The 21,074-nt window shown below is 72.1% G+C and carries 20 protein-coding genes; 10 read left to right on the top strand and 10 right to left on the bottom strand.

Features of this window, described 5'->3' with window-relative positions:
* Positions 1-29 precede the first annotated feature (29 nt).
* Entirely contained in the window at positions 30-482 is a 453-nt protein-coding gene (locus ACZ4SA_RS04010) for a DoxX family membrane protein (RefSeq protein WP_468269539.1), read from the bottom strand.
* A 171-nt stretch (positions 483-653) separates the two neighbouring features.
* Here ACZ4SA_RS04010 and ACZ4SA_RS04015 point away from each other — a divergent pair, with 171 nt between their 5' ends.
* The 4 genes from ACZ4SA_RS04015 (at position 654) to ACZ4SA_RS04030 (ending at position 5,776) form a co-directional block, all read left to right on the top strand.
* Positions 654-1,811 carry a flavin-containing monooxygenase gene (locus ACZ4SA_RS04015; protein WP_468269541.1) on the top strand — a complete coding sequence of 386 codons (1,158 nt, stop codon included), beginning with the start codon at positions 654-656 and terminating at the stop codon, positions 1,809-1,811.
* A 287-nt stretch (positions 1,812-2,098) separates the two neighbouring features.
* Positions 2,099-4,327: an acetate--CoA ligase family protein gene (locus ACZ4SA_RS04020; RefSeq protein ID WP_468269543.1), complete on the top strand. Its 2,229-nt coding sequence runs from the start codon at positions 2,099-2,101 to the stop codon at positions 4,325-4,327.
* A gap of 68 nt (positions 4,328-4,395) precedes the next feature.
* The gene (locus ACZ4SA_RS04025) at positions 4,396-5,112 is read left to right on the top strand and encodes an enoyl-CoA hydratase/isomerase family protein (protein WP_468269828.1); all 717 of its coding nucleotides are present in this window, start codon (positions 4,396-4,398) and stop codon (positions 5,110-5,112) included.
* Between the two features lie 46 nt (positions 5,113-5,158).
* Positions 5,159-5,776, top strand: a complete 618-nt coding sequence (locus ACZ4SA_RS04030; protein ID WP_468269545.1) for a flavin reductase family protein — start codon at positions 5,159-5,161, stop codon at positions 5,774-5,776.
* A 25-nt stretch (positions 5,777-5,801) separates the two neighbouring features.
* On the opposite strand, the gene ACZ4SA_RS04035 is transcribed toward ACZ4SA_RS04030, so the two are convergent.
* Positions 5,802-7,121, bottom strand: a complete 1,320-nt coding sequence (locus ACZ4SA_RS04035) for an MFS transporter (RefSeq protein WP_468269547.1) — start codon at positions 7,119-7,121, stop codon at positions 5,802-5,804.
* Positions 7,122-7,180: 59 nt separating this feature from the next.
* Between ACZ4SA_RS04035 and ACZ4SA_RS04040 the strand changes: the two genes are divergently transcribed.
* The gene (locus tag ACZ4SA_RS04040) at positions 7,181-8,173 is read left to right on the top strand and encodes a GlxA family transcriptional regulator (protein ID WP_468269549.1); all 993 of its coding nucleotides are present in this window, start codon (positions 7,181-7,183) and stop codon (positions 8,171-8,173) included.
* Positions 8,174-8,262: 89 nt separating this feature from the next.
* On the opposite strand, the gene ACZ4SA_RS04045 is transcribed toward ACZ4SA_RS04040, so the two are convergent.
* On the bottom strand, positions 8,263-9,312 hold the full coding sequence (locus tag ACZ4SA_RS04045; RefSeq protein ID WP_468269551.1) for a Zn-dependent alcohol dehydrogenase: 1,050 nt from the start codon (positions 9,310-9,312) through the stop codon (positions 8,263-8,265).
* 78 nt (positions 9,313-9,390) lie between these two features.
* Positions 9,391-10,302, bottom strand: coding sequence for an SDR family NAD(P)-dependent oxidoreductase (locus tag ACZ4SA_RS04050; RefSeq protein WP_468269553.1), 912 nt, complete (start codon positions 10,300-10,302; stop codon positions 9,391-9,393).
* A gap of 83 nt (positions 10,303-10,385) precedes the next feature.
* On the opposite strand from ACZ4SA_RS04050, the gene ACZ4SA_RS04055 reads away from it, so the two are divergent.
* Entirely contained in the window at positions 10,386-11,312 is a 927-nt protein-coding gene (locus ACZ4SA_RS04055; protein ID WP_468269555.1) for a cyclase family protein, read from the top strand.
* A 101-nt stretch (positions 11,313-11,413) separates the two neighbouring features.
* Here the strand turns inward: ACZ4SA_RS04055 and ACZ4SA_RS04060 are convergent, their stop codons facing one another.
* From ACZ4SA_RS04060 to ACZ4SA_RS04075, 4 genes are all read right to left on the bottom strand, one after another.
* Positions 11,414-11,884, bottom strand: a complete 471-nt coding sequence (locus tag ACZ4SA_RS04060) for an ATP-binding protein (RefSeq protein WP_468269557.1) — start codon at positions 11,882-11,884, stop codon at positions 11,414-11,416.
* A 404-nt stretch (positions 11,885-12,288) separates the two neighbouring features.
* A complete protein-coding gene (locus tag ACZ4SA_RS04065; protein WP_468269559.1) occupies positions 12,289-13,254 on the bottom strand; it encodes an acyl-CoA dehydrogenase family protein in 966 nt (321 codons plus the stop codon).
* Positions 13,254-14,387, bottom strand: coding sequence for an acyl-CoA dehydrogenase family protein (locus ACZ4SA_RS04070; RefSeq protein ID WP_468269561.1), 1,134 nt, complete (start codon positions 14,385-14,387; stop codon positions 13,254-13,256). Before ACZ4SA_RS04070 ends, ACZ4SA_RS04065 begins: the two co-directional genes overlap by 1 nt.
* The gene (locus ACZ4SA_RS04075; RefSeq protein WP_468269563.1) at positions 14,387-15,598 is read right to left on the bottom strand and encodes an amidohydrolase family protein; all 1,212 of its coding nucleotides are present in this window, start codon (positions 15,596-15,598) and stop codon (positions 14,387-14,389) included. The genes ACZ4SA_RS04070 and ACZ4SA_RS04075 overlap by 1 nt, the downstream gene beginning before the upstream one ends.
* A 124-nt stretch (positions 15,599-15,722) precedes the next feature.
* Between ACZ4SA_RS04075 and ACZ4SA_RS04080 the strand changes: the two genes are divergently transcribed.
* The gene (locus tag ACZ4SA_RS04080; protein WP_468269565.1) at positions 15,723-17,222 is read left to right on the top strand and encodes a class I adenylate-forming enzyme family protein; all 1,500 of its coding nucleotides are present in this window, start codon (positions 15,723-15,725) and stop codon (positions 17,220-17,222) included.
* Between the two features lie 54 nt (positions 17,223-17,276).
* On the opposite strand, the gene ACZ4SA_RS04085 is transcribed toward ACZ4SA_RS04080, so the two are convergent.
* Positions 17,277-17,795, bottom strand: coding sequence for an EF-hand domain-containing protein (locus ACZ4SA_RS04085; RefSeq protein ID WP_468269567.1), 519 nt, complete (start codon positions 17,793-17,795; stop codon positions 17,277-17,279).
* A 170-nt stretch (positions 17,796-17,965) separates the two neighbouring features.
* A complete protein-coding gene (locus ACZ4SA_RS04090) occupies positions 17,966-18,340 on the bottom strand; it encodes an STAS domain-containing protein (protein WP_468269830.1) in 375 nt (124 codons plus the stop codon).
* Positions 18,341-18,627: 287 nt separating this feature from the next.
* Here ACZ4SA_RS04090 and ACZ4SA_RS04095 point away from each other — a divergent pair, with 287 nt between their 5' ends.
* The 3 genes from ACZ4SA_RS04095 to ACZ4SA_RS04105 are packed head-to-tail and all read left to right on the top strand — an operon-like array spanning position 18,628 to position 21,061.
* A complete protein-coding gene (locus ACZ4SA_RS04095; protein WP_468269569.1) occupies positions 18,628-19,209 on the top strand; it encodes a sigma-70 family RNA polymerase sigma factor in 582 nt (193 codons plus the stop codon).
* Positions 19,210-19,265: 56 nt separating this feature from the next.
* Positions 19,266-20,672 (top strand): zf-HC2 domain-containing protein, encoded by a 1,407-nt coding sequence (locus ACZ4SA_RS04100; protein WP_468269832.1) that lies wholly within the window; start codon positions 19,266-19,268, stop codon positions 20,670-20,672.
* A gap of 23 nt (positions 20,673-20,695) precedes the next feature.
* The gene (locus ACZ4SA_RS04105) at positions 20,696-21,061 is read left to right on the top strand and encodes a hypothetical protein (RefSeq protein WP_468269571.1); all 366 of its coding nucleotides are present in this window, start codon (positions 20,696-20,698) and stop codon (positions 21,059-21,061) included.
* The last annotated feature ends 13 nt before the right edge of the window (positions 21,062-21,074 follow it).

Consider the following 21,074-nt stretch of genomic DNA (forward strand, 5'->3'; position numbering starts at 1 on the left):
GGTGGAACGATCAGCGGCAGGGCGGCCGGTCACAGGAAGAGCCCGGTCACGCGGTCGAGGGACCATGCCTGCCAGGACATGGCGAACAGGGCCACGAGCGATATCAGGGCCATCATGGCGTTCTGCCCCTGCTCCGCCCAGTCATGGATCATGAGGATCAGATAGAGCAGGTTGAGCAGCAGCCCGCCGATGAGGGCCACCGGCGTGAGGAAGCCGGTGATCAGGCCGAGTCCGAGGGCGAGTTCGGCGTGGACGACGAGGTATGCCATCGTCTTCGGGCGGGGCGCCACGATCTTCTCGAAGCCCGCCTGCACGGCCGGCCACCGGTGCTCGCGCGCGACGCCGGCCGCCCAGGCGATGCCGGTGCCTCGCTCGAACCAGGCCTTCCTGTCCTTGTGGCGCCAGCTCTCCAGCCACCACAGGCCGAGGCCGATGCGCAGGACGGCGAGCCACTCGGCACCGGTGAGCCAGACGGTCCGCATCGGGGACACCCCTCTCCACACGACTCCAGTCGCACACAGAGATCTGACGGTACGTCAGTTCAGTCGAGGAGGGGAGGCTCGCGCAAGGAATACCCGACCGTGACCGATTCGCAATCGAATGCCGCCTTGACCGAGACCCATCCGGCAATCGGGCGATTACGCTCAGCGTTCATGGCCGACATCAAAGACGGGGTCGGGCGCATCGACCTCACGAACGACAGACCCGTCTACATCGTCGGCGGCGGTCCCGCCGGTCTCGCGGCGGCGGCCGCGCTGCGGGAGCGGGGCGTACGGGCCGTCGTGCTCGAGAAGTCCGAGACGGTCGGCGCGTCCTGGCGCCGGCACTACGACCGCCTGCACCTGCACACCACCCGCCGGCTCTCCGCGCTCCCCGGCCTGCCGATGCCGCGCTCGTTCGGGCGCTGGGTCTCGCGCGACGACGTGATCCGCTACCTGGACACGTACGCCGAGTTCCATGAGCTGGAGATCGTCACCGGCGTCGAGGTGTCCCGTATCGAACCTGCCGGGAACGGCTGGCTGTTGCACGCCACCGGCGGACGTGAACTGACCGGCCGGGCCGTCGTCGTGGCCACCGGCCACAACCACACGCCGCGGCTGCCCGACTGGCCGGGCGCCGACGCGTACCCGGGCGAGCTGCTGCACGCCGGCGCCTACCGCAACCCGGCGCCCTACGCCGGCAAGGACGTACTCGTCGTCGGCGTGGGGAACACCGGCGCCGAGATCGCCGTCGACCTGGTGGAAGGCGGGGCCGCACGGGTACGGCTGGCCGTGCGCACCGCCCCGCACATCGTGCGCCGCTCCACGGCGGGCTGGCCCGCCCAGCGCACCGGCATCATCGTCCGCCGGCTCCCGGTGCGGCTCGTCGACAAGGCGGGCGAGGCCATGAGCAGAATCGCCGTGCCGGACCTCACCGAGCACGGGCTGCCACGTCCCGGCACGGGGCTGTACTCCCGCGTCAAGGAAGGTGCCATCCCGGTGCAGGACGTGGGCCTGATCGACGCGGTGCGCGGCGGCAGGGTCGAGCCGGTCGCGGCACTCGAGTCGTTCGAGGGCGACAAGGCCGTACTGGCGGACGGCACCCGGATCTCCGTGGAAGCCGTGATCGCCGCGACCGGCTACCGGCGCGCGCTGGAGGGCCTGGTCGGGCACCTCGGCGTACTCGACGAGCGCGGCAAGCCGGTCGTGCACGGTGCGCGGACGCCCGCGCAGGCGCCGGGGCTGTACTTCACCGGGTTCACCAACCCGATCAGCGGCATGTTCCGCGAGATGGCGATCGACGCCCGCAAGATCGCGAAGAAGCTGGCGTAGGGCGTCTCCACCGGACCGGCCGCGCGCGGCGAAGGCCCGACGCGAGGAACGGCGTCCATGCGGAGCCCGGCCCGCGGCCGGCGCAGAGCCTTCTGCTCTGCGCGGCCGCGGCGGCGTTTTCGGCAGGCGCGCGGCGTGGGTGGCGGTGAGCGGGTGGCGTGGGTGGCGGTCTTTGCGGGCACAACGGTTCCTGACGCGCAGTCAGTTCGCTAATCTGACAGAGCGTCAGTTACCTGGCCGGGCGGCTCCGGCGCGCCCGGGCCATCGAGCGGGAGCGGAGACCAGCGATGCTCGGATCAACTCACGGCACCCTCACCTCCGGCCTCCGCGCGCGCGTCGTCGCCTGCGGCGACGGCCCCAGAAACGCCGTCCACGAGGCGGCAGCATCGTCCACCGGCGACCTCGACGTCAGCGGCCGTCCCCTGTACGCGCCGGTGCCCGACCTGGACCGGTTCTTCCGCCCCTCCTCCGTCGCCGTCGTCGGGGCGTCGGACACCGAGGGCAGGCCCAACACGGGCATCACCCGCCAACTCGTCGACTGGGCCGCGCGCGTCGGCGCCCGCCTGCACCCCGTGCACCCCACCCGCACGTCCGTGTTCGGCCTCGGCTGCGTCCCCTCGGTCCGCGCGCTGCCGGAAACGGTCGACCTCGCCGTGCTGCTGATCAGCGATCCGCTGCCGGTGATCGAGGAACTCGCCGAGATCAAGGTGAAGTTCGCCGTGGCCTTCGCCTCCGGATACGCGGAGACCGGCGAGGAGGGCGCCGCCGCCCAGGCGCGGCTCGCCGCCGCCGTGGAGCGCTCCGGCATCCGGCTCCTCGGCCCCAACACCAACCTCAACGCCTTCGAGAAGTTCCGCGACGACCTCGAAGGCCCGGCGATCGCGCTCATCACCCAGTCCGGCCACCAGGGGCGGCCCGTCTTCACCCTGCAGGAACTGGGCATACGGCTCTCCCACTGGGCGCCCACCGGCAACGAGGCCGACCTGGAGACCGCCGACTTCATCTCGTACTTCGCCGAACGCCCGGAGGTCGGCGCCATCGCCTGTTACGTGGAGGGCCTCAAGGACGGGCGTTCGTTCCTGCTGGCCGCGGACCGGGCGGCCCGGCGCGGGGTGCCGGTCGTCGCCGTCAAGGTCGGCCGCACCGACACCGGCGCGCGGACGGCCGCCTCGCACACGGGCAAGCTCACCGGCGCGGACACGGTGGTGGACGCGGCGATGCGGCAGTACGGCGTGATCCGCGTCGACGGCCTCGACGAACTCCAGGACACCGCCGCCCTGCTGGCGCGCGCCCGCAGGCCGGTGTCCGACGGCGTCGCGGTCTACTCCATCTCCGGCGGCACCGGCGCGCACTTCGCCGACCTGGCGACAGCGGCGGGCCTGCGCCTTCCGCGGCTGAGCGACGACCGGCAGGCGGAGCTGCACCAGTGGATACCGCCGTACCTCAACGTCTCGAACCCGATCGACAACGGTGGCCACCCGGTCGGCGACTGGCGCGGCCGCAAGATCATCGACTCGATACTCGCCGATCCGGACGTCGGCGTGCTGATCTGCCCGATCACCGGCCCGTTCCCGCCGATGAGCGACCGCCTCGCCCAGGACCTGGTGGACGCCGCCGGGTCCACCGACAAGCTGGTGTGCGTGGTGTGGGGGTCGCCGGTCGGCACCGAGGCCGCGTACCGCGACACGCTGCTCGGCTCCTCGCGGGTGGCCACCTTCCGCACCTTCGGCAACTGCGTCACGGCCGTGCGCGCCCACCTGTCCCACCACCGGTTCACGGCCCACTACCGCTCCCCCTTCGACGAGGCCCCGCGCACCTGCTCCCCGTCCTTCCGCAAGGCGCAGGCGCTGATGCGGCCGGGCGGCGGACAGCTGAGCGAGCACGCGGCGAAGAGCCTGCTGCGCGCGTACGGGATCCGGGTGCCGCGCGAGCAGTTGGTGACCAGCGCGGCCGCGGCGGTACGGGCAGCGGCCCTGGTGGGCTACCCCGTCGTCATGAAGGCCTCCGCGCCCCAGCTCGCGCACAAGACGGAGCTGGGCCTGGTGAAGATCGGCCTCACCTCCGCCAGCCAGGTGCGGGACGCCTACCGCGAGCTCACGGACATCGCCCGCTACGAGGGCGTCGACCTCGACGGCGTCCTCGTCTGCCAGATGGTGGAGCGGGGCGTCGAGATGGTCGTCGGCGTCGCGCAGGACGAGCTGTTCGGCCCGACTGTGACGGTGGGGCTGGGCGGCGTCCTGGTGGAGGTGCTCCACGACACCGCCGTACGCGTGCCGCCCTTCGGCGAGGACCAGGCCAGGACCATGCTCACCGAACTGCGCGGCCACGCACTGCTGGAGGGCGTGCGGGGCGGACCGCCGGTGGACGTGGACGCTCTCGTGGAGGTGGTCCTGCGGGTCCAGCGGATGGCACTGGAACTGGGCGACCAACTCTCGGAGCTGGACGTCAACCCGCTCATGGTGCTGCCCCGCGGGCAGGGCGCGGTGGCGCTGGACGCGCTGGCGGTGTGCCGGTGAGCGACGACGACGTACAGTCCGCCGTCACCGACGGCGTCTCCTGGATCACCCTGAACCGTCCCGAGGCGATGAACGCGGTCACCTGGGCCCAGCGGGAGCGGATCATCGCGCTGCTGGCCGGGGCCTCCGCCGACCCCGCGGTCCGGGCGGTCGTCCTCACCGCGACCGGCAGGGGCTTCTGCGCGGGCGCGGACCTGCGGGGCGCGCCGCCCCGCGAACACGTCGCCGGCGACGTCGCCCGCACCATCCGGCTCGGCGCGCAGCGCCTGATCGGGGCCGTACTGGACTGCGAGAAGCCGGTGATCGCGGCGGTCAACGGCACGGCGGCGGGCATCGGCACGCATCTGGCCTTCGCCTGCGACCTGGTCCTGGCTGCGGAGGAGGCGCGCTTCATCGAGGTGTTCGTCCGCCGGGGCCTTGTGCCCGACGGCGGCGGGGCGTACCTCCTGCCCCGGCTGATCGGCCCGCAGCGCACGAAGGAACTGATGTTCTTCGGCGACGCCCTCTCCGCACCGGAGGCGGCCCGGCTGGGCCTCGTGAACCGGGTGGTCCCCCCGGACGAGCTGGAGAAAACGGCCCGCGACTGGTCCACCCGCCTCGCGACGGGCCCGACCCGCGCGATCGCCCTGACCAAGCAGCTGGTGAACGCGTCGATGGACGTCGACCGCGCCACCGCCTTCGCGGCGGAGGCGACGGCCCAGGAACTCAACATGACGTCACGGGACGCGCAGGAGGGCGTGCGGAGCTTCGTGGAACGCCGGACACCGGAGTTCGAGGGGCGGTAGGGCTCGTCCGTTGCCGGGGTTCACAGCTGACGACCCGTCAGGTTCAATGGGAGGCATGATGGGACACGCAGGGATGGCCGCCGCCGCCGTTCGCTATCTTCGTTCGGTCGGGGCACCCACCGGTGCGGGGGTGCACGACGTGCCCGCGGCGCCGGCCCTGCGGGCCGTCGGGGAGGATGAGCGGCAGCCGGTCGCCGTCGGGGAGTTCCGGCGGGTGCTCGGGCACTTCGCGAGCGGGGTCACCGTCGTGACCGCCCTCGACGCCGACGGGCCCGCCGGGTTCGCGTGTCAGTCGTTCGCATCACTCTCGCTCGAACCGCCGCTCATTGTGTTCATGGTCGGGCGCACGTCCACGACCTGGCCGCGGATCGCCCGTGCGGGGACCTTCTGCGTCAACGTGCTCGCGGCGGACCAGAGCGCGCTGTGCAGGGGCTTCGCGGTGAGCGGGGCGGACAAGTTCGCGGGGGTGGCCTACGCGCCGGCGCCGGCCACCGGGTCGCCGCGGCTGGAGGGCGTGGCCGCCTGGATCGACTGCACGGTCCAGGCCGTGCACACCGGCGGCGACCATCTCATCGTGGTCGGCAGGGTCGAGGCGCTGGACGCCGACGAGGACGGCGTGCCGCTGTTGTTCCACCGCGGCCGGTTCGGGCGGCTCGATCGCTGACCGGCCCCGGCCGGCCCGGGGCCGGTCACCGCGTGGCGGGCTCCAGCTTCGGGAGCGGCTTGCGGCGGATGACCAGGGCCATCAGGGCCGCCGCGGCACACAACGCTCCGGAGGCGTACCAGACGACGTCGTACTCGCCGAAGACATCGCGCGCCACGCCGCCCGCGAAGGCCACCACGGCCGCGCCGACCTGGTGCGAGGCGAGGACCCAGCCGAAGACGATCGCGCTGTCGTCCCCGTAGTGCTCGCGGCACAGAGCGATCGTGGGCGGGACGGTGGCCACCCAGTCCAGGCCGTAGAAAACGATGAAGAAGAGCATCGGCGGCTGGACGGTCGGCCCGAGCAGCATCGGCAGGAACAGGAGCGAAATGCCGCGCAGGGCGTAGTAGACGGCGAGCAGCCGACGCGCCTCGAAGCGGTCGGTGAACCAGCCGGAGGCGATCGTGCCGACGACGTCGAAGACGCCGATCACGGCGAGCAGCGACGCGGCCGCGGTGATGGGCATGCCGTGGTCGTGGGCCGCCGGGACGAAGTGGGTCTTGACCAGTCCGTTCGTCGAGGCACCGCAGATCGCGAACGTGCCGGCGAGCAGCCAGAACGGTCCGGTGCGGGCCGCCCGGAAGAGCACCGTGACCGCGCGCCGCGCCGCGCCGGGCACCGGGGCGGGCTTGGGCGTGAAGCCCTCGGCACCGTACGCCGCGAGGCCCACGTCCGCCGGGTGGTCACGCAGCAGCAGCCAGACGAACGGGACGACGGCCAGCGCCGAGAGCGAGACGGTGATCGCGGCGGGCCGCCAGCCGTGCTCCTCCACGAGCCAGGACAGCAGCGGCAGGAAGACCAGCTGGCCTGATGCCCCGGCGGCGGTGAGGACGCCGGTGACCAGGCCGCGGCGCTGCACGAACCAGCGGTTCGTCACGGTCGCCGCGAAGGCGAGCGCCATGGAGCCGGAGCCGAGACCGACGAGGACGCCCCAGTAGAGGACCAGCTGCCAGGGCGCGGTCATCCACACCGTCAGCACCGACCCGGCCGCGATCACGCTGAGCGCGACGGCCACGACCCGGCGGATGCCGAACCGGTCCATCAGGGCGGCGGCGAACGGCGCGGTGAGCCCGTACAGCGCCAGGTTGACCGAGACGGCGAAGCCGATCATTCCGCGCGACCACGTGAACTCCGAGTGCAGCGGCTCGATCAGCAGGCCCGGCAGGGACGCGAAGGCCGCGGCGCCGATGATCGTCACGAAGGTGACGGCGGCGACGAACCAGGCGCGGTGGATACGGGGCGGACGGCGGAGCGGGCTGTCCTGTGTGGCGGAGAGATCGGTTGTCTGGGTCACGTCACCCAGCATCCGATGTCGTTCCGTCCGCAACGAGTGGCCCGAGAGACAGCATTCGATATGATCGGGCCATGGATGAGGTGACACCGCACCGCGTGGTGGTCCTGGCGCTGACCGGGCTGCTCCCCTTCGAACTCGGCATCCCGCACCGGATCTTCGGCCGCGCCATGGACCCGGCGGGCAACCCGCTGTACGAGATCGTCACCTGCGGCATCAGTCCGGGGCCGGTCATGACGGACGCCGACTTCTCCGTGAGCGTCGAACACGGCCCCGAAGCACTCGCCACCGCCGACACCGTCGTCGTGCCCGCCTCCTACGAGCTCGGGCCCGTGTTCGACGAGGGCCGGCTCCCGGACGACCTCGCCGCGGCCCTCGCGCACATCCGGCCCGGCACCCGCATGGTGTCCATCTGCACCGGCGGATACGTGCTCGCCGCCGCCGGTTACCTCGACGGCCGCCCCGCGACCACCCACTGGTCGTCGGCCGAGCATTTCCAGCGGCTCTTCCCGTCCGTACAGGTCGACGCGGACGTCCTGTTCATCGACGACGGCGACGTGCTCACCTCGGCGGGGGTCGCCGCCGGTATCGACCTGTGTCTGCACATCGTGCGCCGCGACCACGGCACGGCCGTCGCCAACGACGTCGCCCGCCGTACCGTCGTACCGCCGCACCGGGACGGCGGGCAGGCCCAGTACATCCACCGGCCCGTCCCCGAGCCGCAGGTCGCGACCACCGCCACGGCGCGCGCCTGGGCGCTCGGCCGGCTCCACGAGCCGCTGCAGCTGCGGGACATGGCCGCTCAAGAGGCGATGTCGGTCCGGACCTTCACCCGGCGCTTCCGCGAGGAGGTCGGCATCAGCCCCGGGCAGTGGCTGAGCCAGCAGCGCGTGGAACGGGCCCGGCACCTGCTGGAGTCGACGGATCTGTCGGTGGACGAGGTGGCGCGGGACGCCGGCTTCGGCACGGCCCAGTCCATGCGCCAGCATCTGCAGGCGACGCTCGGTGTGCCGCCCACCGTCTACCGGCGCACGTTCCGCGCGGGAGCCGGCCGCAGGTCGATGTAGGGGCGGTGTCACCGGGGGATGACGAACGGGGCTTGCCCGCCGCTCAGAACGAGGCTTGCCCGCCGCTCAGAACGAGGCTTGCCCGCCGCTCAGAAGGTGAGCACGCCGCGGGCCACCCGCCCCTGCTCGGCGTCCTCGGCCGCCTTCGCGAAGTCCTCGACGGGGTACGTCGCGCTGACCAGCTCGTCGAGGAGCAGCCGGCCCTGCCGGTACAGCTCGGTGTAGAGCGCGATGTCGTGCTGCGGGCGCGAGGAGCCGTACCGGCAGCCGAGCACCGACTTGTCCAGGAACATCGCGGCGGGCACGAACGACGCCTCCGCGGTCGCCGCCGGCATGCCCAGCAGGACCGCCTGCCCCCGGCGGTCGAGCAGGTCGATCGCCTGCCGTATGAGCGCGGTGCTGCCGACGCATTCGAAGACGTGGTCCGCGCCGGTCGGCAGGATCTCCCGTACGCCCTCGGTGGAGGAGAGGAACCGCGTTGCGCCGAACTGCCGGGCGACTGCCTCCTTCGCGGGGTTCGAGTCGACCGCGACGATCGCGCCGGCGCCCGCGATCCGTGCACCCTGGAGGACGTTGAGGCCGATGCCGCCCGTGCCGATGACGACGACGGTGTCGCCGCGATCCACCCTGGCGCGGTTCAGTACGGCTCCGACGCCGGTCAGGACGCCGCAGCCGATCAGTGCGGCGGAGGTCAGGGGGACGTCGTCCGGGATCTTCACCGCCTGCACGGCCTTGACGATCGTCCGCTCGGCGAAGGCGGAGTTGGAGGCGAACTGGAACAGGCTCGCGCCGGCGCGTGAGAAGGGGCGGCCGGGGCGGCCGATGGCCCTGCGGCACATGGTGGGGCGGCCCCGGTCGCAGTCGGCGCAGGCACCGCAGTTGGCGAGGGTCGACAGCGCGACATGGTCGCCGGGGGCGACATGGCCGACACCCGGGCCGACCGCCGTCACGACGCCCGCGCCCTCGTGACCGAGGACGACCGGAACGGGGAAGGGGATCGTCCCGTCGATCACGGACAGGTCGCTGTGGCACAGCCCGGCGGCCGCGACCTCGACCATGGCCTCGCCCGGCCCCACGTCCCGTATCTCCAGATCGTCGACGACCCGGACCTGTTCCCCGTCGTACACGACACCCTTCACCGTGGCTCCTTCGGCAGGCCGAGCAGGTGCTCGGCGGTGGATGGTCCGGGGTGCCGGCCCGTCCGGGCCCCGGCCGGATCAGGTGTGGGGGCGGTCACCGCGGGACGCCGCGGCGGACATGGCCTCCAGCTGCGCCAGCAGCGGCATCGGGTCGGTGCCGACGGTGCCGGGAAGGAAGTCGGCTATGCGCTCGGGGGTCCAGGGGCCCTCTCCGTACGCCGCCCGCAGCTCCCTGGGCTGGGCCCACACCGCGATCTTGGGGCCGGCCACCGTGTAGACCTGGCCGGTGATCCTCTCCTCGCGAGCCCGGTCGGAGAGGAGATAGACGACCAGGGCGGCCACGTCCTTGGGGTCGCCGATCTCCTTGAGCTCCATGGGGACGCCCGCCGACATGCGGGTGTGTGCGACCGGGGCCACCGCGTTCGCCGTGACGCCGTACTTGTGGAGGCCGAGCGCCGCGCTGCGGACGAGCGAGATGACGCCGCCCTTGGCCGCCGAGTAGTTCGCCTGGGACACGCTGCCCTGGTGGCTGCCGCTGGTGAAACCGATCAGGGTGCCGGAGCGCTGGGACCGCATCACCGCCGACGCGGCGCGGAAGACGGTGAAGGTGCCTGTGAGGTGGGTGGCGAGGACCGGGTCCCACTCCTGCTCCGACATGTTGAACAGCATCCGTTCGCGCAGGATCCCGGCGACGCACACCACCCCGTCCAGGCGCCCGTATTCGGCGAGCGCCACGTCCACGACCCGCTGTCCGCCCGTCATCGTGGCGATGTCGTCGGCCACGGCGACGGCCTGCCCGCCGGCCGCCTCGATCTCCTTGACGACACCCTCCGCGATCTGCGCGGTGGGCTCGGATCCCTCGATCGAGACGCCGTAGTCATTGACGACGACGCGGGCGCCCTCCGCGGCGCAGGCCAGTGCCACGGCCCGTCCGATGCCACGGCCGGCGCCGGTCACGGCGACGACCTTGCCTGTCAAGAAGTTCCCCACGACCGGCCCCTTCCCGCGGTTTCTGACGGTCCGTTAGATTCTAGGGTCAGTCGGATGCATGAACACAAGCCCCGGGAGGCCCGATGTCACTGCCGGCCGAGTTCCACGACATCGCCAAGCGTGTGAACAACTGGGGACGCTGGGGGGAGGACGACGAGATCGGCACGCTCAACCTGATCACCGGCGAGGTGGTGAGAAACGCCGCCGGCGCGGTCCGCAGCGGTCGGCGGATCCCTCTGGCACTCCCGCTCCGCCAGGACGGAGTGCAGACGGGCGCGATCCCGGGCCGGGTGAACCCCCTGCACACGATGGTCCAGATCAACCAGGAGCTGTTCGGCCCGGGCACCGTCGCCACCAGCGACGACACCGTGACGATGGGACTGCAGGCGGCCACCCACTGGGACGCGCTGACCCATGTCTCGCACTCCGGCCGGATCTACAACGGCCGCCCCGCCGACACCGTCACGCCGCACGACCGCGCCCGCTTCAGCGGCATCGACAAGGCCCCGCCCGTCGTCTCACGGGGTGTGCTGCTGGATGTGGCGCGCGCGAAAGGGCTGGACCGGCTGCCCGGCGACCACGCCGTCACACCGGAGGACCTCGAGGAAGCGGCGGAGTACGGCGGCGTCACCGTCCGCTCCGGCGACATCGTCCTGGTGCGGACGGGGCAGATGCAGCTCTTCCTCGGCGGCGACCGGCACGGCTACGCGTACCCGTCCCCGGGGCTGTCGGTCCGCACTCCCGAGTGGTTCCACGCCCACGATGTCGCCGCCGTGGCGAACGACACTCTCACTTTCGAGATCTTCCCGCCGGAGATCGAGAACCTCTGGCTGCCGGTGCACGCACTCGATCTTGTGGAGATGGGCATGCTGCAGGGCCAGAACTGGAATCTGGAAAAGTTGTCCACAGCCTGTGCACAAGAACAGCAGTACGCGTTCCTGCTCTGCGCCATGCCGGAGCCCTTCGTCGGCGGAACGGGCACACCGGTCGCGCCCGTGGCCGTGCTCTGACCTTCGGACCGCAAGGCCCTGAGGACCTGAGGACCTGAGGACCTGAGGACCTGAGGACCGTGGAGCCGCCGAACGTACGGTCCGTCGAGACGCCGAAGCGCTCAGGCTCCGCGCGCCGCCACCCGCGCGGCAGTCATGGGCGCGGCGACCGTCGACGCGGTGCTCGAGGGCACGCACCGGTCCACCTCGCACCAGATGGACTTGCCGGCACCCTCGCGCTGCCAGCCCCAGCGGTCCGCCAGACCGTCGACCAGTTCCAGGCCGCGGCCGTTGGTGTCCTCGCCGTGCGCGTGTCTGGGTCTCGGCGGGCAGGCGCTGACGTCTGCCACCTCGACGCGGACCGTCCCGCGCTCCTCGGCACCCGCGCCGAGCAGCATCCGGAGCACCGCCGGACAGCCGGTGTGCACCACGGCGTTGGTGACCAGCTCCGAGATCAGCAGGATCAAGGTCTCGGCCAGGGGCTCGTCGTCCGCCAAACCGGTCTTGTCAAGCCGTGAACGGGCCCATCTACGGGCTCGCCCCACCTCCGACGGGTCGGCCCCGATCTCCAACTGCATCTGAAGCACCTGCACCGCTCACACCACCCGAACCGGCGGACACATAGCCTCGCGCCTCACAGCCATAACGGAATGTGATTCCCTTACAGCACAGCATGGTTGACGTACAGTCACCGCAACAAGCGCTTCAGGCATATTCCAGCGCGAAGGAGTACCCATGGTGCATACTGTGCGACGCACGTGGCGGAGGGTCGAACACAAGGTCGCAGAACGCATTCGCACAGGCCGAACAGCGCGCGCCGACGGGCCCGGGACCGCCGTACCGGCGACACCGTGAGACCCCGTCATCGCAGCGACTCCCATCCCACGGAGCGTACCGGAGCGGGTGCCCGACTCCGCCGCGTGACGAGTCGTTCGAAGGACACAACCCGATATCGACGCAGGGTGACGCTCCGGAGTGCCATGGCCAGTCCAGGGGTTCAGGGGCGTACGGACTCTGCGGCCAGGGCCTGGGCCTGGATCTCCTCGGAGTGAGCCGTCGTCAGCCACATCTGGGCCCGCAGCAGGGACCGTTTGAGGTGGAGATGGACATCTGCCTCCCAGGTGAAGCCGGTTCCGCCGAACACCTGCAGGCAGTCCCTGGCGCCCCGCACCGCCGCCTCGTCGGCGAGCAGCTTCGCCCCGGCGATCTCGGTGAAGTCCTCACAGACGGCGGCCGCGTAGACGGCCGCACGCGCCACTTCCGTGCGTACGAGCATCTGGGCACACAGATGCTTGACGGCCTGGAAGGCGCCGACGGGCTGCCCGAACTGCACCCGGCTCTTCGCGTACCGCACCGCCTCCTCGGTGCTGCGGGCAGCGCTGCCGAGCTGCTCCGCGGCGGTGAGCAGCACGGCGGCACCCAGCAGCGGTCCGGGCGTGGCGGGCCGTGGCGGGCCGGCGAGGCGGTGCAGCGGGGTGAGGGGGTCCAGGGACCGTACGGCGGCCGGCTCGCCCGCATCCAGACGGCCGGCGGCGTGGTCGCCTGCCCCCGGAAGGCGCAGCGACCCGTCGGCCGCGAAGGCGACGGCCGCGTCGGCGTCCTCGAAGTGCGCCACGAGCGGGCCGAGTTGGTCCGCACAGGTGACGACCGTCGTCCCGTCCGCCGCACCCGGGACGAGGCCGGCCGCCAGATGAGTCGCCACCAGCGGCCCCGGCAGCAGGACCCGGCCCGCCTCCTCGAAGGCCAGCGCGGCCTCGGGCAGACCGAGCCCGGCCCCTCCGTCGCGTTCCGGCAGCCGGAGAGCGAAGAGTCCGGCCCTGCCGAGCTCGCGCCAGAGCCCCCGGTCGAGCCTGCCTTCACGGTCCACGGCGGCCCGCAGCGCCTCGCGCCCGAAGCGGCCGGCGAGCAACTCCCGCACACCGCTGCGCAGCGCCCGCTGGTCGTCGGTGAGCCGGAAGTCCATCAGCGCCCCTTCGGCAGGCCGAGGATGCGCTCGGCGACGATGTTCTGCTGGATCTGCGAGGTGCCGGCGGCGATGGTGTACGACAGGGACGAGAGCCTTTCCCGCGTCCACGGACGGGAGAGGTCGAGCGCGTCGGGTCCGAGGACCTCGGCCGCCGCGTCGTACAGCTCCTGACGGGCGTGCGAGTAGCGCAGTTTGAAGACCGACCCGCCGGTGCCCGGCACGCCACCGGTCGCGGCGGCCTCGCTGACGTTCCACTGGGTGAGCCGCCACAGCGCGGTGAACTCGGCGTTCAGCCGGCCGAGCCTGCGACGGAGGACCGGGTCGTCCCAGCGACCGTTGGCACGGGCCTCCGCGGCCACTTCGGCGAGGGTGCGGCGGCAGGCGACGACCTCGCCGACGAACGCGGTGCCCCGTTCGAAGGAGAGCGTGACCATGGTGACGCGCCAGCCGTCGTTCTCGTCCCCGACCCGGTCGGCGAGGGGCACGCGCACCTCGTCGAGGAACATCTCCGCGAACTCGGCCGACCCGGCCAGGGTCCGCAGCGGCCGTACGCTGATGCCGGGGGCGTCCATCGGCATCGCCAGCCAGGTGAGGCCGCGGTGCCGGGAGCCGGCGGAGCCGGTCCGTACGAGCAGCTCGCACCGGTCGGCGACCTCGGCGTGCGAGGTCCAGAGCTTGGACCCCGTCACCACGTACGCGTCGCCGTCGCGCACCGCCCTGGTGCGCAGGGAGGCGAGGTCGGAGCCCGCTTCCGGTTCGCTGAAGCCCTGGCACCAGATCTCCTCGCCGCGCAGGATCGGCCCGAGCCGGCGCGCCCGCTGTTCCGGTGTTCCTTCGGCGGCGATGGTCGGGCCGGCGTGCAGCAGTCCGACGAAGTTGGCGCCGACGTAGGGCGCCCCGGCCCGCTCCGTCTCCTCGAGGTAGATCAGCCGGAGGGTCGGCGGGGCGTCCCAGTGCACCTTCGCGTATCCGGCGTCGTACAGCGCCCGCTGCCATGCCGTGTCGTAGGCGCGCCGCCCCGGCCAGTCGTCCGGCGACGGCTGCGGGGGCAGCTCGGGAAGCCGGACGGCGAGCCATTCGCGCAGCCGGGCGCGGAACTCCTCCTCCGCGGCGGTGTACGCCAGGTCCACTACGAATCCAGGTCCAGGCCGAGCATGCGGATGGCGTTGCCGCGCATCAGCTTGTACACCGTCTCGTCGTCGAGGTCCCGCACATGGTCGAGCGCGACCTGCTTGGTGTGCGGGAAGGTCGAGTCGACATGCGGGTAGTCGGTCTCGAAGGTGGCGTTGTCGCGGCCGACGACGTCGATGGAGGCGACGCCGTGCTTGTCGCGGAAGAAGCAGCAGAAGATCTGCCGGTAGTAGTAGGTGGAGGGCGGTTCGGGGATGAGGTCGCGCACCCCGCCCCAGGCCCGGTGCTCCTCCCACACGTCGTCGGCGCGCTCCAGCGCGTACGGGATCCAGCCCATCTGCCCCTCGCTGTAGGCGAGTTTGAGACGGGGGAATTTCACGAGGACGCCACTGAAGAGGAAGTCGGTCATCGAGGCCATGGCGTTGTTGAAGGAGAGCGACGCCTGCACGGCGGGCGGGGCGTCCGGTGAGGCGGCCGGCATCTGGGAACTGGACCCGATGTGCATGTTGACCACGGTCCCCGTCTCCTGGCAGACGGCGAAGAAGGGGTCCCAGTAGCCGGAGTGGATCGACGGCAGCCCGAGGTGGGTGGGGATCTCGGAGAACGTGACGGCCCGCACCCCTCGCCCCGCGTTCCTGCGGATCTCGGCCACGGCCAGGTCGATGTCCCACAGCGGAACGATGCACAGCGGGATGAGCCTGCCGCCGCTGTCGCCGCACCACTCCTCGACCATCCAGTCGTTGTAGGCGCGCACGCAGGCGAGCGCGACCTCCTTGTCGTGGGCCTCCGCGAAGGTCTGGCCGCAGAAGCGCGGGAAGGTCGGGAAGCAGAGGGACGCCTCGACGTGGTTGAGGTCCATGTCCTTGAGCCGCTCGACGGGGTCCCAGCAGCCGGGCCGCATCTCGGCGCGGGTGATGCCCTCGAGCGTCATGTCGTCGCGGTCGAAGCCGACGGCGGCGATGTTCCGCTTGTACGGGAACTTGAGGTCCTCGTAGATCCACCAGTCGGCGGGCGGGCCGTCGGGGTCCATCGTGATCCGGTACTTGCCGCCGACGTAGGCGAGCTCGCCGATGCCGGCGGTCAGGGGCTTGGGGCCGCGGGCCCGGTGCTTGGCGGGGAGCCAGGTCTCGAAGAGGTGCGCCGGTTCGATGACGTGGTCGTCGACGCTGACGATCCGGGGCAGGTCTTCTTCCGGCGGGGCCTTTTCCATCGGGGACCTTCCTCCACTTCTGACGGTACGTCAGTTCTGACCTCAGGCTAGCCCCGCACCCCTGGACCGACAAGGCGCCCACCCCTACGATCTGACGAACCGTCAGCTACGGAGGGTTCCGGGCATGAACGAGACCGCACACGCACTGGGCGCCGCGCACACCCTCTGGGAACTCGTCGACCGCCGCGCCGCCCTGACCCCGCACCGCCCCGTCCTCCTCCAGGGCGGGCGCACCCTCACCTTCGGCGAACTGCGCGACCGCTCGGAGCGGACCGCCGCGGGCCTTCATGCCATGGGCGTCGACCCCGGCACGGTCGTCGCCTGGCAGCTGCCCACCCGGATCGAGACCGTGCTGCTGACCGTGGCCCTCGCCCGGCTCGGCGCCGTGCAGTCGCCGGTCATCCCCTTCTACCGGGACCGCGAGGTCGGCTTCGCGCTGCGCGAGTCCGAGGCCGCGTACTTCGCGGTGCCCGGCGAGTGGCGCGGCTTCGACTTCGCCGCCATGGCGGAGCGGCTCGGCGCCCGCGGCGTCTTCGAGGCGTACGGCTCACTGCCCGACGGCGACCCGGCAGCGCTGCCCGCACCGCCCGCCTCCGGCACGGACGTGCGCTGGATCTACTGGACCTCGGGCACCACGTCCGACCCCAAGGGGGTCCTGCACACCGACCGCTCACTGATCGCGGGCGGCTCGTGCCTGGCCCACGCGCTGCACCTGTCGGCGGACGACATCGGCTCGATCGCCTTCCCGTTCGCGCACATCGGCGGCCCCGACTACCTGGTGATGCTGCTGCTGTACGGCTTCCCCGCGGTCCTTTTCGAGAAGTTCGCGCTGCCCGGCGCGCTCGACGAATACCGCCGGCACGGAGTGACCACCGCCGGCGGGTCCACCGCCTTCTACTCGATGTTCCTCGCGGAGCAGCGCAAACAGCCCGGCCGCAAGCTGATCCCCACCCTGCGGCTGCTCGCGGGCGGGGGCGCGCCCAAACCGCCCGAGCTCCACCGTGCCGTCGTCCGCGAGATGGGCTGCACGCTCACCCACGGATACGGCATGACCGAGGTCCCGATGATCACCATGGGTTCGCCCGACGACTCGCAGGACGATCTCGCACACACCGAGGGCAGGCCGCCCGCCGGCATGGAGATCCGGATCGTCGACGGCGAGGTGCGGCTGCGCGGCGAGGCCGTCTGCAAGGGCTATCTGGACCCGGCAGCGACGGCGGCCGCCTTCGACGCCGACGGCTTTTTGATCACCGGCGACCTCGGGCACCTCACGCAGAGCGGCCACCTCGTGCTCACCGGCCGGGCCAAGGACGTCATCATCCGCAAGGGCGAGAACATCTCCGCCAAGGAGATCGAGGACCTGCTGCACACTCATCCGGCGGTGGGCGACGCGGCGGTCGTCGGGCTGCCGGACGACGAACGCGGCGAACGGGTCTGCGCGGTCGTCGAACGGGCCCCTGGCGCGGCGGGGGAACCCACGCTCGAGGAACTCGCCGCTCACCTTCGGGGGGAGGGCCTGTCGGTCCACAAACTGCCGGAACAGCTCGAGGTCGTGGACGCCCTCCCCCGCAACGAAGCCCTGCGCAAGGTACTGAAGTACAAGCTCAGGGAGCGGTTCGGGTGATCGTCCCGCGGCTGCGCGGGAGCGCCCGAGGTCTACGGGATTGCCGGCGGGCCGCTACTGGGGCTGCTCGGGGGTGACGTAGTAGGCGGCGAAGGCGGCCAGGGCCTCCTCCTCGTCGATCCTGCCGTCGCCGTCCGTGTCCAGTGCCGCCGCCGCCCGCGCCGCGACGCCGGCCTCGATGCCCAGAGCACGCAGCACGCGCTCGACGGCCGCCGGGGTCACGCCCTTGCCGTCCTCGTCGGCGACCCTGATCACGGCGTGCAGGAACGGACGGGCGATCTCGCCGAAACGCTTCGGGTTGTCCCGGAGTCTCTTCACCGCGCTGGTCGCGAACTCCTGGCGGGTCACCCGCTGGTCGCCGTCGACGTCGGCGATCCCGGCCATGCCCTGCCAGAAGGCCTCCGCACCGCTGTACAGGTCCTGACCCTTGACGGAGCGGGCGGTGACGGAGAACTCGGCGAGCAGCTTGGCCGCGGCCGAACTGAAGTCCTCGCGGTCGATGTAGCCGTTGCCGTCCTGATCGAAAGCGGCGAAGCGGGAAGCGATCTTCCGCTCGTACTCTGCGCTGTCCATGCGGGGAGCGTAAAGCCCCGGAGGCCGGGGTGTGTACGCACCCGGGGAATTGCACGTGTGCAACACGGGGGCGAAGCGCAGGTGACGGGGGTGCGGCGGGGCGTACGGGGGCGCGCGATCGGGGCACAGGGGCGCGCCGTTCAGGGCGTTCTCCGGGATACGCGCCGGGCTCAGGCGGACAGCGGCTCCGCCCCGTCGTCGGTGGCCGAGCCCGTGTCCGCGTACACCTCGAAAAGACGTCGCACGCCGAGCGCGCCGAGCACACGGTTGACGTGCGAGCCGTCCTCCGCGCCACGCGCGGGCAGGATGAGCCGCAGCCTGCCGCGGCACGAGCGCATCAGCCGCCGCGCGGCGATCAGCACTCCGACACCGCTGGAATCGCAGAAGAACACCTCGGAGAGGTCGAGCACCACATCGTGATGACCCTCGGCGACCGCGTCGTGGACCCGCTGGCGGACCACCGGTGAGGACACGAGATCGAGCTCCCCGCACACATGCAGCACGGTCCACGAGCCCTGCCGGGTCTCGGCCACACTGAGCATCACCACGTCTGGACCCCTCCTGATGCCGGCCCGGAAGACCGGAAGCTGTCCTTCCACTGCCGCTGCCCCACTGTCCGGCACGCAAACGCGACGTTCGTCACGGAGAACCCGCAGGGCAGCGCCCCCACAACGAGGTTGTTCCCGCTTCCGGGCCCTACCATCCCGGTCCCGCACGGGGTCGTACTTGCCGCAAAGGGACGTACGTTTTCCGCCCCGGCGCACTACATTCGATGGAGCGACAAGCACGAGGGCAGAGGCAGCAGGCACGGAGCGCGGAGCTTGGGGGCCGTATGGCAAAGAACGCACCACAGCGCTGGGACCGCAGGATGCAGCAGCGGCTGGCGCGGGGCGAGGCCGCGGCGCTCGGTGAGCTCTACGACAGATTCGCGGCGCTCGTCCACAGCCAGGCCCATCGCGTGCTCGAGGACGACGAGGCGGCCGACCAGGTCACCCGCGAGGTCTTCGGCTACGTATGGGAGAACCCGGACGCCTACGACCCCAGGCAGGGCTCCATGCGGTCGTGGGTGGCCAGGCTCACCAACAGCCAGGCCGTGCACCGGCTGCGCCAGAGCGAGGCCGCGGCGCTCGCGGAGGGCGGCGAGGGCACGACGGAGGAACTGGAGCAGAAGGTGCGCAGGGCCGCCGTCGCTGCCCGGGCCGACTACATCGTGACGTCCATGCCGGCGCCGCTGCGGGCGGCGCTGGAGCTCGCGTACTTCCAGCGCAGGGACTACCGGCAGACAGCGGCGGACCTCGGCGTCACGGAGGACGAGGCGAGGCGGCGGCTGCGCCTGGGACTGCAGCTCCTGTCCACGGCACACACCCGTGCGCTGGAGGGCTCCTCCCCGCCCGGCTACGGACGCGCGCTGTGAACGGGCCACTGGACGGCGGCAGCGGTGGCGGCGACCGCGAGCGGGACGGCGACGGTATGCGGGGCGTGCCCCGCATACCGTCCCCGCGCTTCGCGGCGGACGACCTCCACCCCGACGCGTACCGCCCGAAGCGGCCGCCGCTCCCGAAGCGGAAGCCGCAGGCCGAGCGCGAGACGCGGGCCGAGGCGGAGACCGCGCCCGAGGCGGCGGAGGCGGCCGGGGACTCGCGCGCCGTCGAGCCCGGACCGGTCGAAACCGCCCCGGTCGAGGCCGCCCCCGTGCCCGCCCCGGTCGAAACCGCCCCGGTCGAGGCCGCCCCCGTGCCCGCCCCGGTCGAAACCGCCCCGGTCGAGGCCGCCCCTGCCGCGCCGCCGCACAGTGTGCTCAAGTCGCTGCTCGGCGCCTGGGCGCTGTCCGCCTGTTCCGCGGAGGAGACCACCGCCGTCGAGGACCATCTCGGCGACTGCGCCCCGTGCGCCGAAGAGGCCCTGCGCCTGCGGGACGCCGTCGGACTGCTGCACACCGACCGCGACCTGGACCTCGACCCGCTGCTGCGCTTCCGGGTGCTGGAGAACTGCCTGGGCCGCAGGCCCGCCCGTATCCCCGTCCCCGACTGGGCCGACCCGTACGACGCGGAGACCGCCAGGCTGGACGCGCTGCTGCGGGACATAGGGGACTCGGAGTGGCACGCGCCGGTACGGCTCAAGTGGTACGAGGGCGAACGCCAGATCAGCCGGCGCACGACCGTGGCCGGTGTGATCGGGCACCTCATGACCGTCGACGGGCTCGTCGCGACCGCGCTCGGGCTCGACGACCCGCTGGGCCCGCACGCGCCGACGCTGCCGACGGAGCGGACCGAGTCCTTCTGGAGCACCACGGACCTGCCGCCGACCGGCACGGTCCGGGAGCCGTGGCGGGACCAGAGCCACACCCTCATCCGGACGGTGTCCTTCGCGGGTCGCGGGGTCGCCCAACTGTCCGTCTCCTACGGGGCATTCGCGCTGCCACTCCAGGACGCGCTGGTCGACCGTGCCTTCGAGTGCTGGATCCATGCGGAGGACATCGCCGAAGCGGTGGACTACCCGTACGCGCCGCCGAGCGGCGCCCATCTGAACCGGATGATCGACCTGGCGGCCAGGCTGCTGCCCGCCGCACTCGCCGAGCGCAGACGGGCCGGGCTCGCCGGGCCGCCGCAGCATCTGGTCGCGGCCGGAGCGCCCGGGCGCTCGCTCCACCTCGAGGTGGAGGGGTCGGGCGGCGGGAGCTGGTACATCGCCCTGGACTCGCCGGCCGCCGTCGGCTCACCGGACAAGTCGGTGGCGCAAGTGGCGCTGGACGGGGTCGAGTTCTGCAAGCTGGTCGCCGGCCATGTCTCCCCGGAGGAGGCTGCGGCGGGCCAGGACGGCGACCGGGAGGCGATCCGGGACGTACTCTTCGCGGCGGCAGCGCTCAGCCGGCTGTAGCAGAACGAGGGTCCGTCCCGGCCTTGGGTGCGTGGCCGGCGGCGGACGCGCGGGCCTCCTGCTCCGGCATCCGGGCGAACGCGGCGCGGCCGGGCGAGCGGCCCTTCTTCCCCGGCGGCACGACGGCCGCCGTCCCGCGGTCGCCCGGCACGCAGGGTGTGCAGGATCTTTTCGACTCGGCGGGACAGATCTGCTTCGACGCCTCCGGCGCGATGCCGCCGACGCTGCGCGACGCGTTCCACAGGGCCGTGCTGGACTTCGTGGGCGACCCGGGTGACGAGGGCCTGCTCGGCCGGCTGCTCGCGCGGCTGGAGGCGGAGCACAAGCTGCAGGTCCAGGAGAGGAGTCCTGTCCTGGACGACCTGTGCGCCAACGCCGTCGGCGAGTAGGTCCTTGCGCGTC

The organism is Streptomyces sp. NPDC027962, from assembly GCF_055566095.1.

What these genes read in the sequence shown, in the direction of transcription:
- ACZ4SA_RS04075 (WP_468269563.1), bottom strand. Translation starts at nt 15,598, where the DNA reads ATGGAAAAGGCCCCGCCGGAAGAAGACCTGCCCCGGATCGTCAGCGTC.
- ACZ4SA_RS04080 (WP_468269565.1), top strand. Translation starts at nt 15,723, where the DNA reads ATGAACGAGACCGCACACGCACTGGGCGCCGCGCACACCCTCTGGGAA.
- ACZ4SA_RS04040 (WP_468269549.1), top strand. Translation starts at nt 7,181, where the DNA reads ATGGATGAGGTGACACCGCACCGCGTGGTGGTCCTGGCGCTGACCGGG.
- ACZ4SA_RS04030 (WP_468269545.1), top strand. Translation starts at nt 5,159, where the DNA reads ATGGGAGGCATGATGGGACACGCAGGGATGGCCGCCGCCGCCGTTCGC.
- ACZ4SA_RS04095 (WP_468269569.1), top strand. Translation starts at nt 18,628, where the DNA reads ATGGCAAAGAACGCACCACAGCGCTGGGACCGCAGGATGCAGCAGCGG.
- ACZ4SA_RS04020 (WP_468269543.1), top strand. Translation starts at nt 2,099, where the DNA reads ATGCTCGGATCAACTCACGGCACCCTCACCTCCGGCCTCCGCGCGCGC.
- ACZ4SA_RS04100 (WP_468269832.1), top strand. Translation starts at nt 19,266, where the DNA reads ATGCGGGGCGTGCCCCGCATACCGTCCCCGCGCTTCGCGGCGGACGAC.
- ACZ4SA_RS04085 (WP_468269567.1), bottom strand. Translation starts at nt 17,795, where the DNA reads ATGGACAGCGCAGAGTACGAGCGGAAGATCGCTTCCCGCTTCGCCGCT.
- ACZ4SA_RS04055 (WP_468269555.1), top strand. Translation starts at nt 10,386, where the DNA reads ATGTCACTGCCGGCCGAGTTCCACGACATCGCCAAGCGTGTGAACAAC.
- ACZ4SA_RS04035 (WP_468269547.1), bottom strand. Translation starts at nt 7,121, where the DNA reads ATGCTGGGTGACGTGACCCAGACAACCGATCTCTCCGCCACACAGGAC.
- ACZ4SA_RS04065 (WP_468269559.1), bottom strand. Translation starts at nt 13,254, where the DNA reads ATGGACTTCCGGCTCACCGACGACCAGCGGGCGCTGCGCAGCGGTGTG.
- ACZ4SA_RS04025 (WP_468269828.1), top strand. Translation starts at nt 4,396, where the DNA reads ATGAACGCGGTCACCTGGGCCCAGCGGGAGCGGATCATCGCGCTGCTG.
- ACZ4SA_RS04015 (WP_468269541.1), top strand. Translation starts at nt 654, where the DNA reads ATGGCCGACATCAAAGACGGGGTCGGGCGCATCGACCTCACGAACGAC.
- ACZ4SA_RS04010 (WP_468269539.1), bottom strand. Translation starts at nt 482, where the DNA reads ATGCGGACCGTCTGGCTCACCGGTGCCGAGTGGCTCGCCGTCCTGCGC.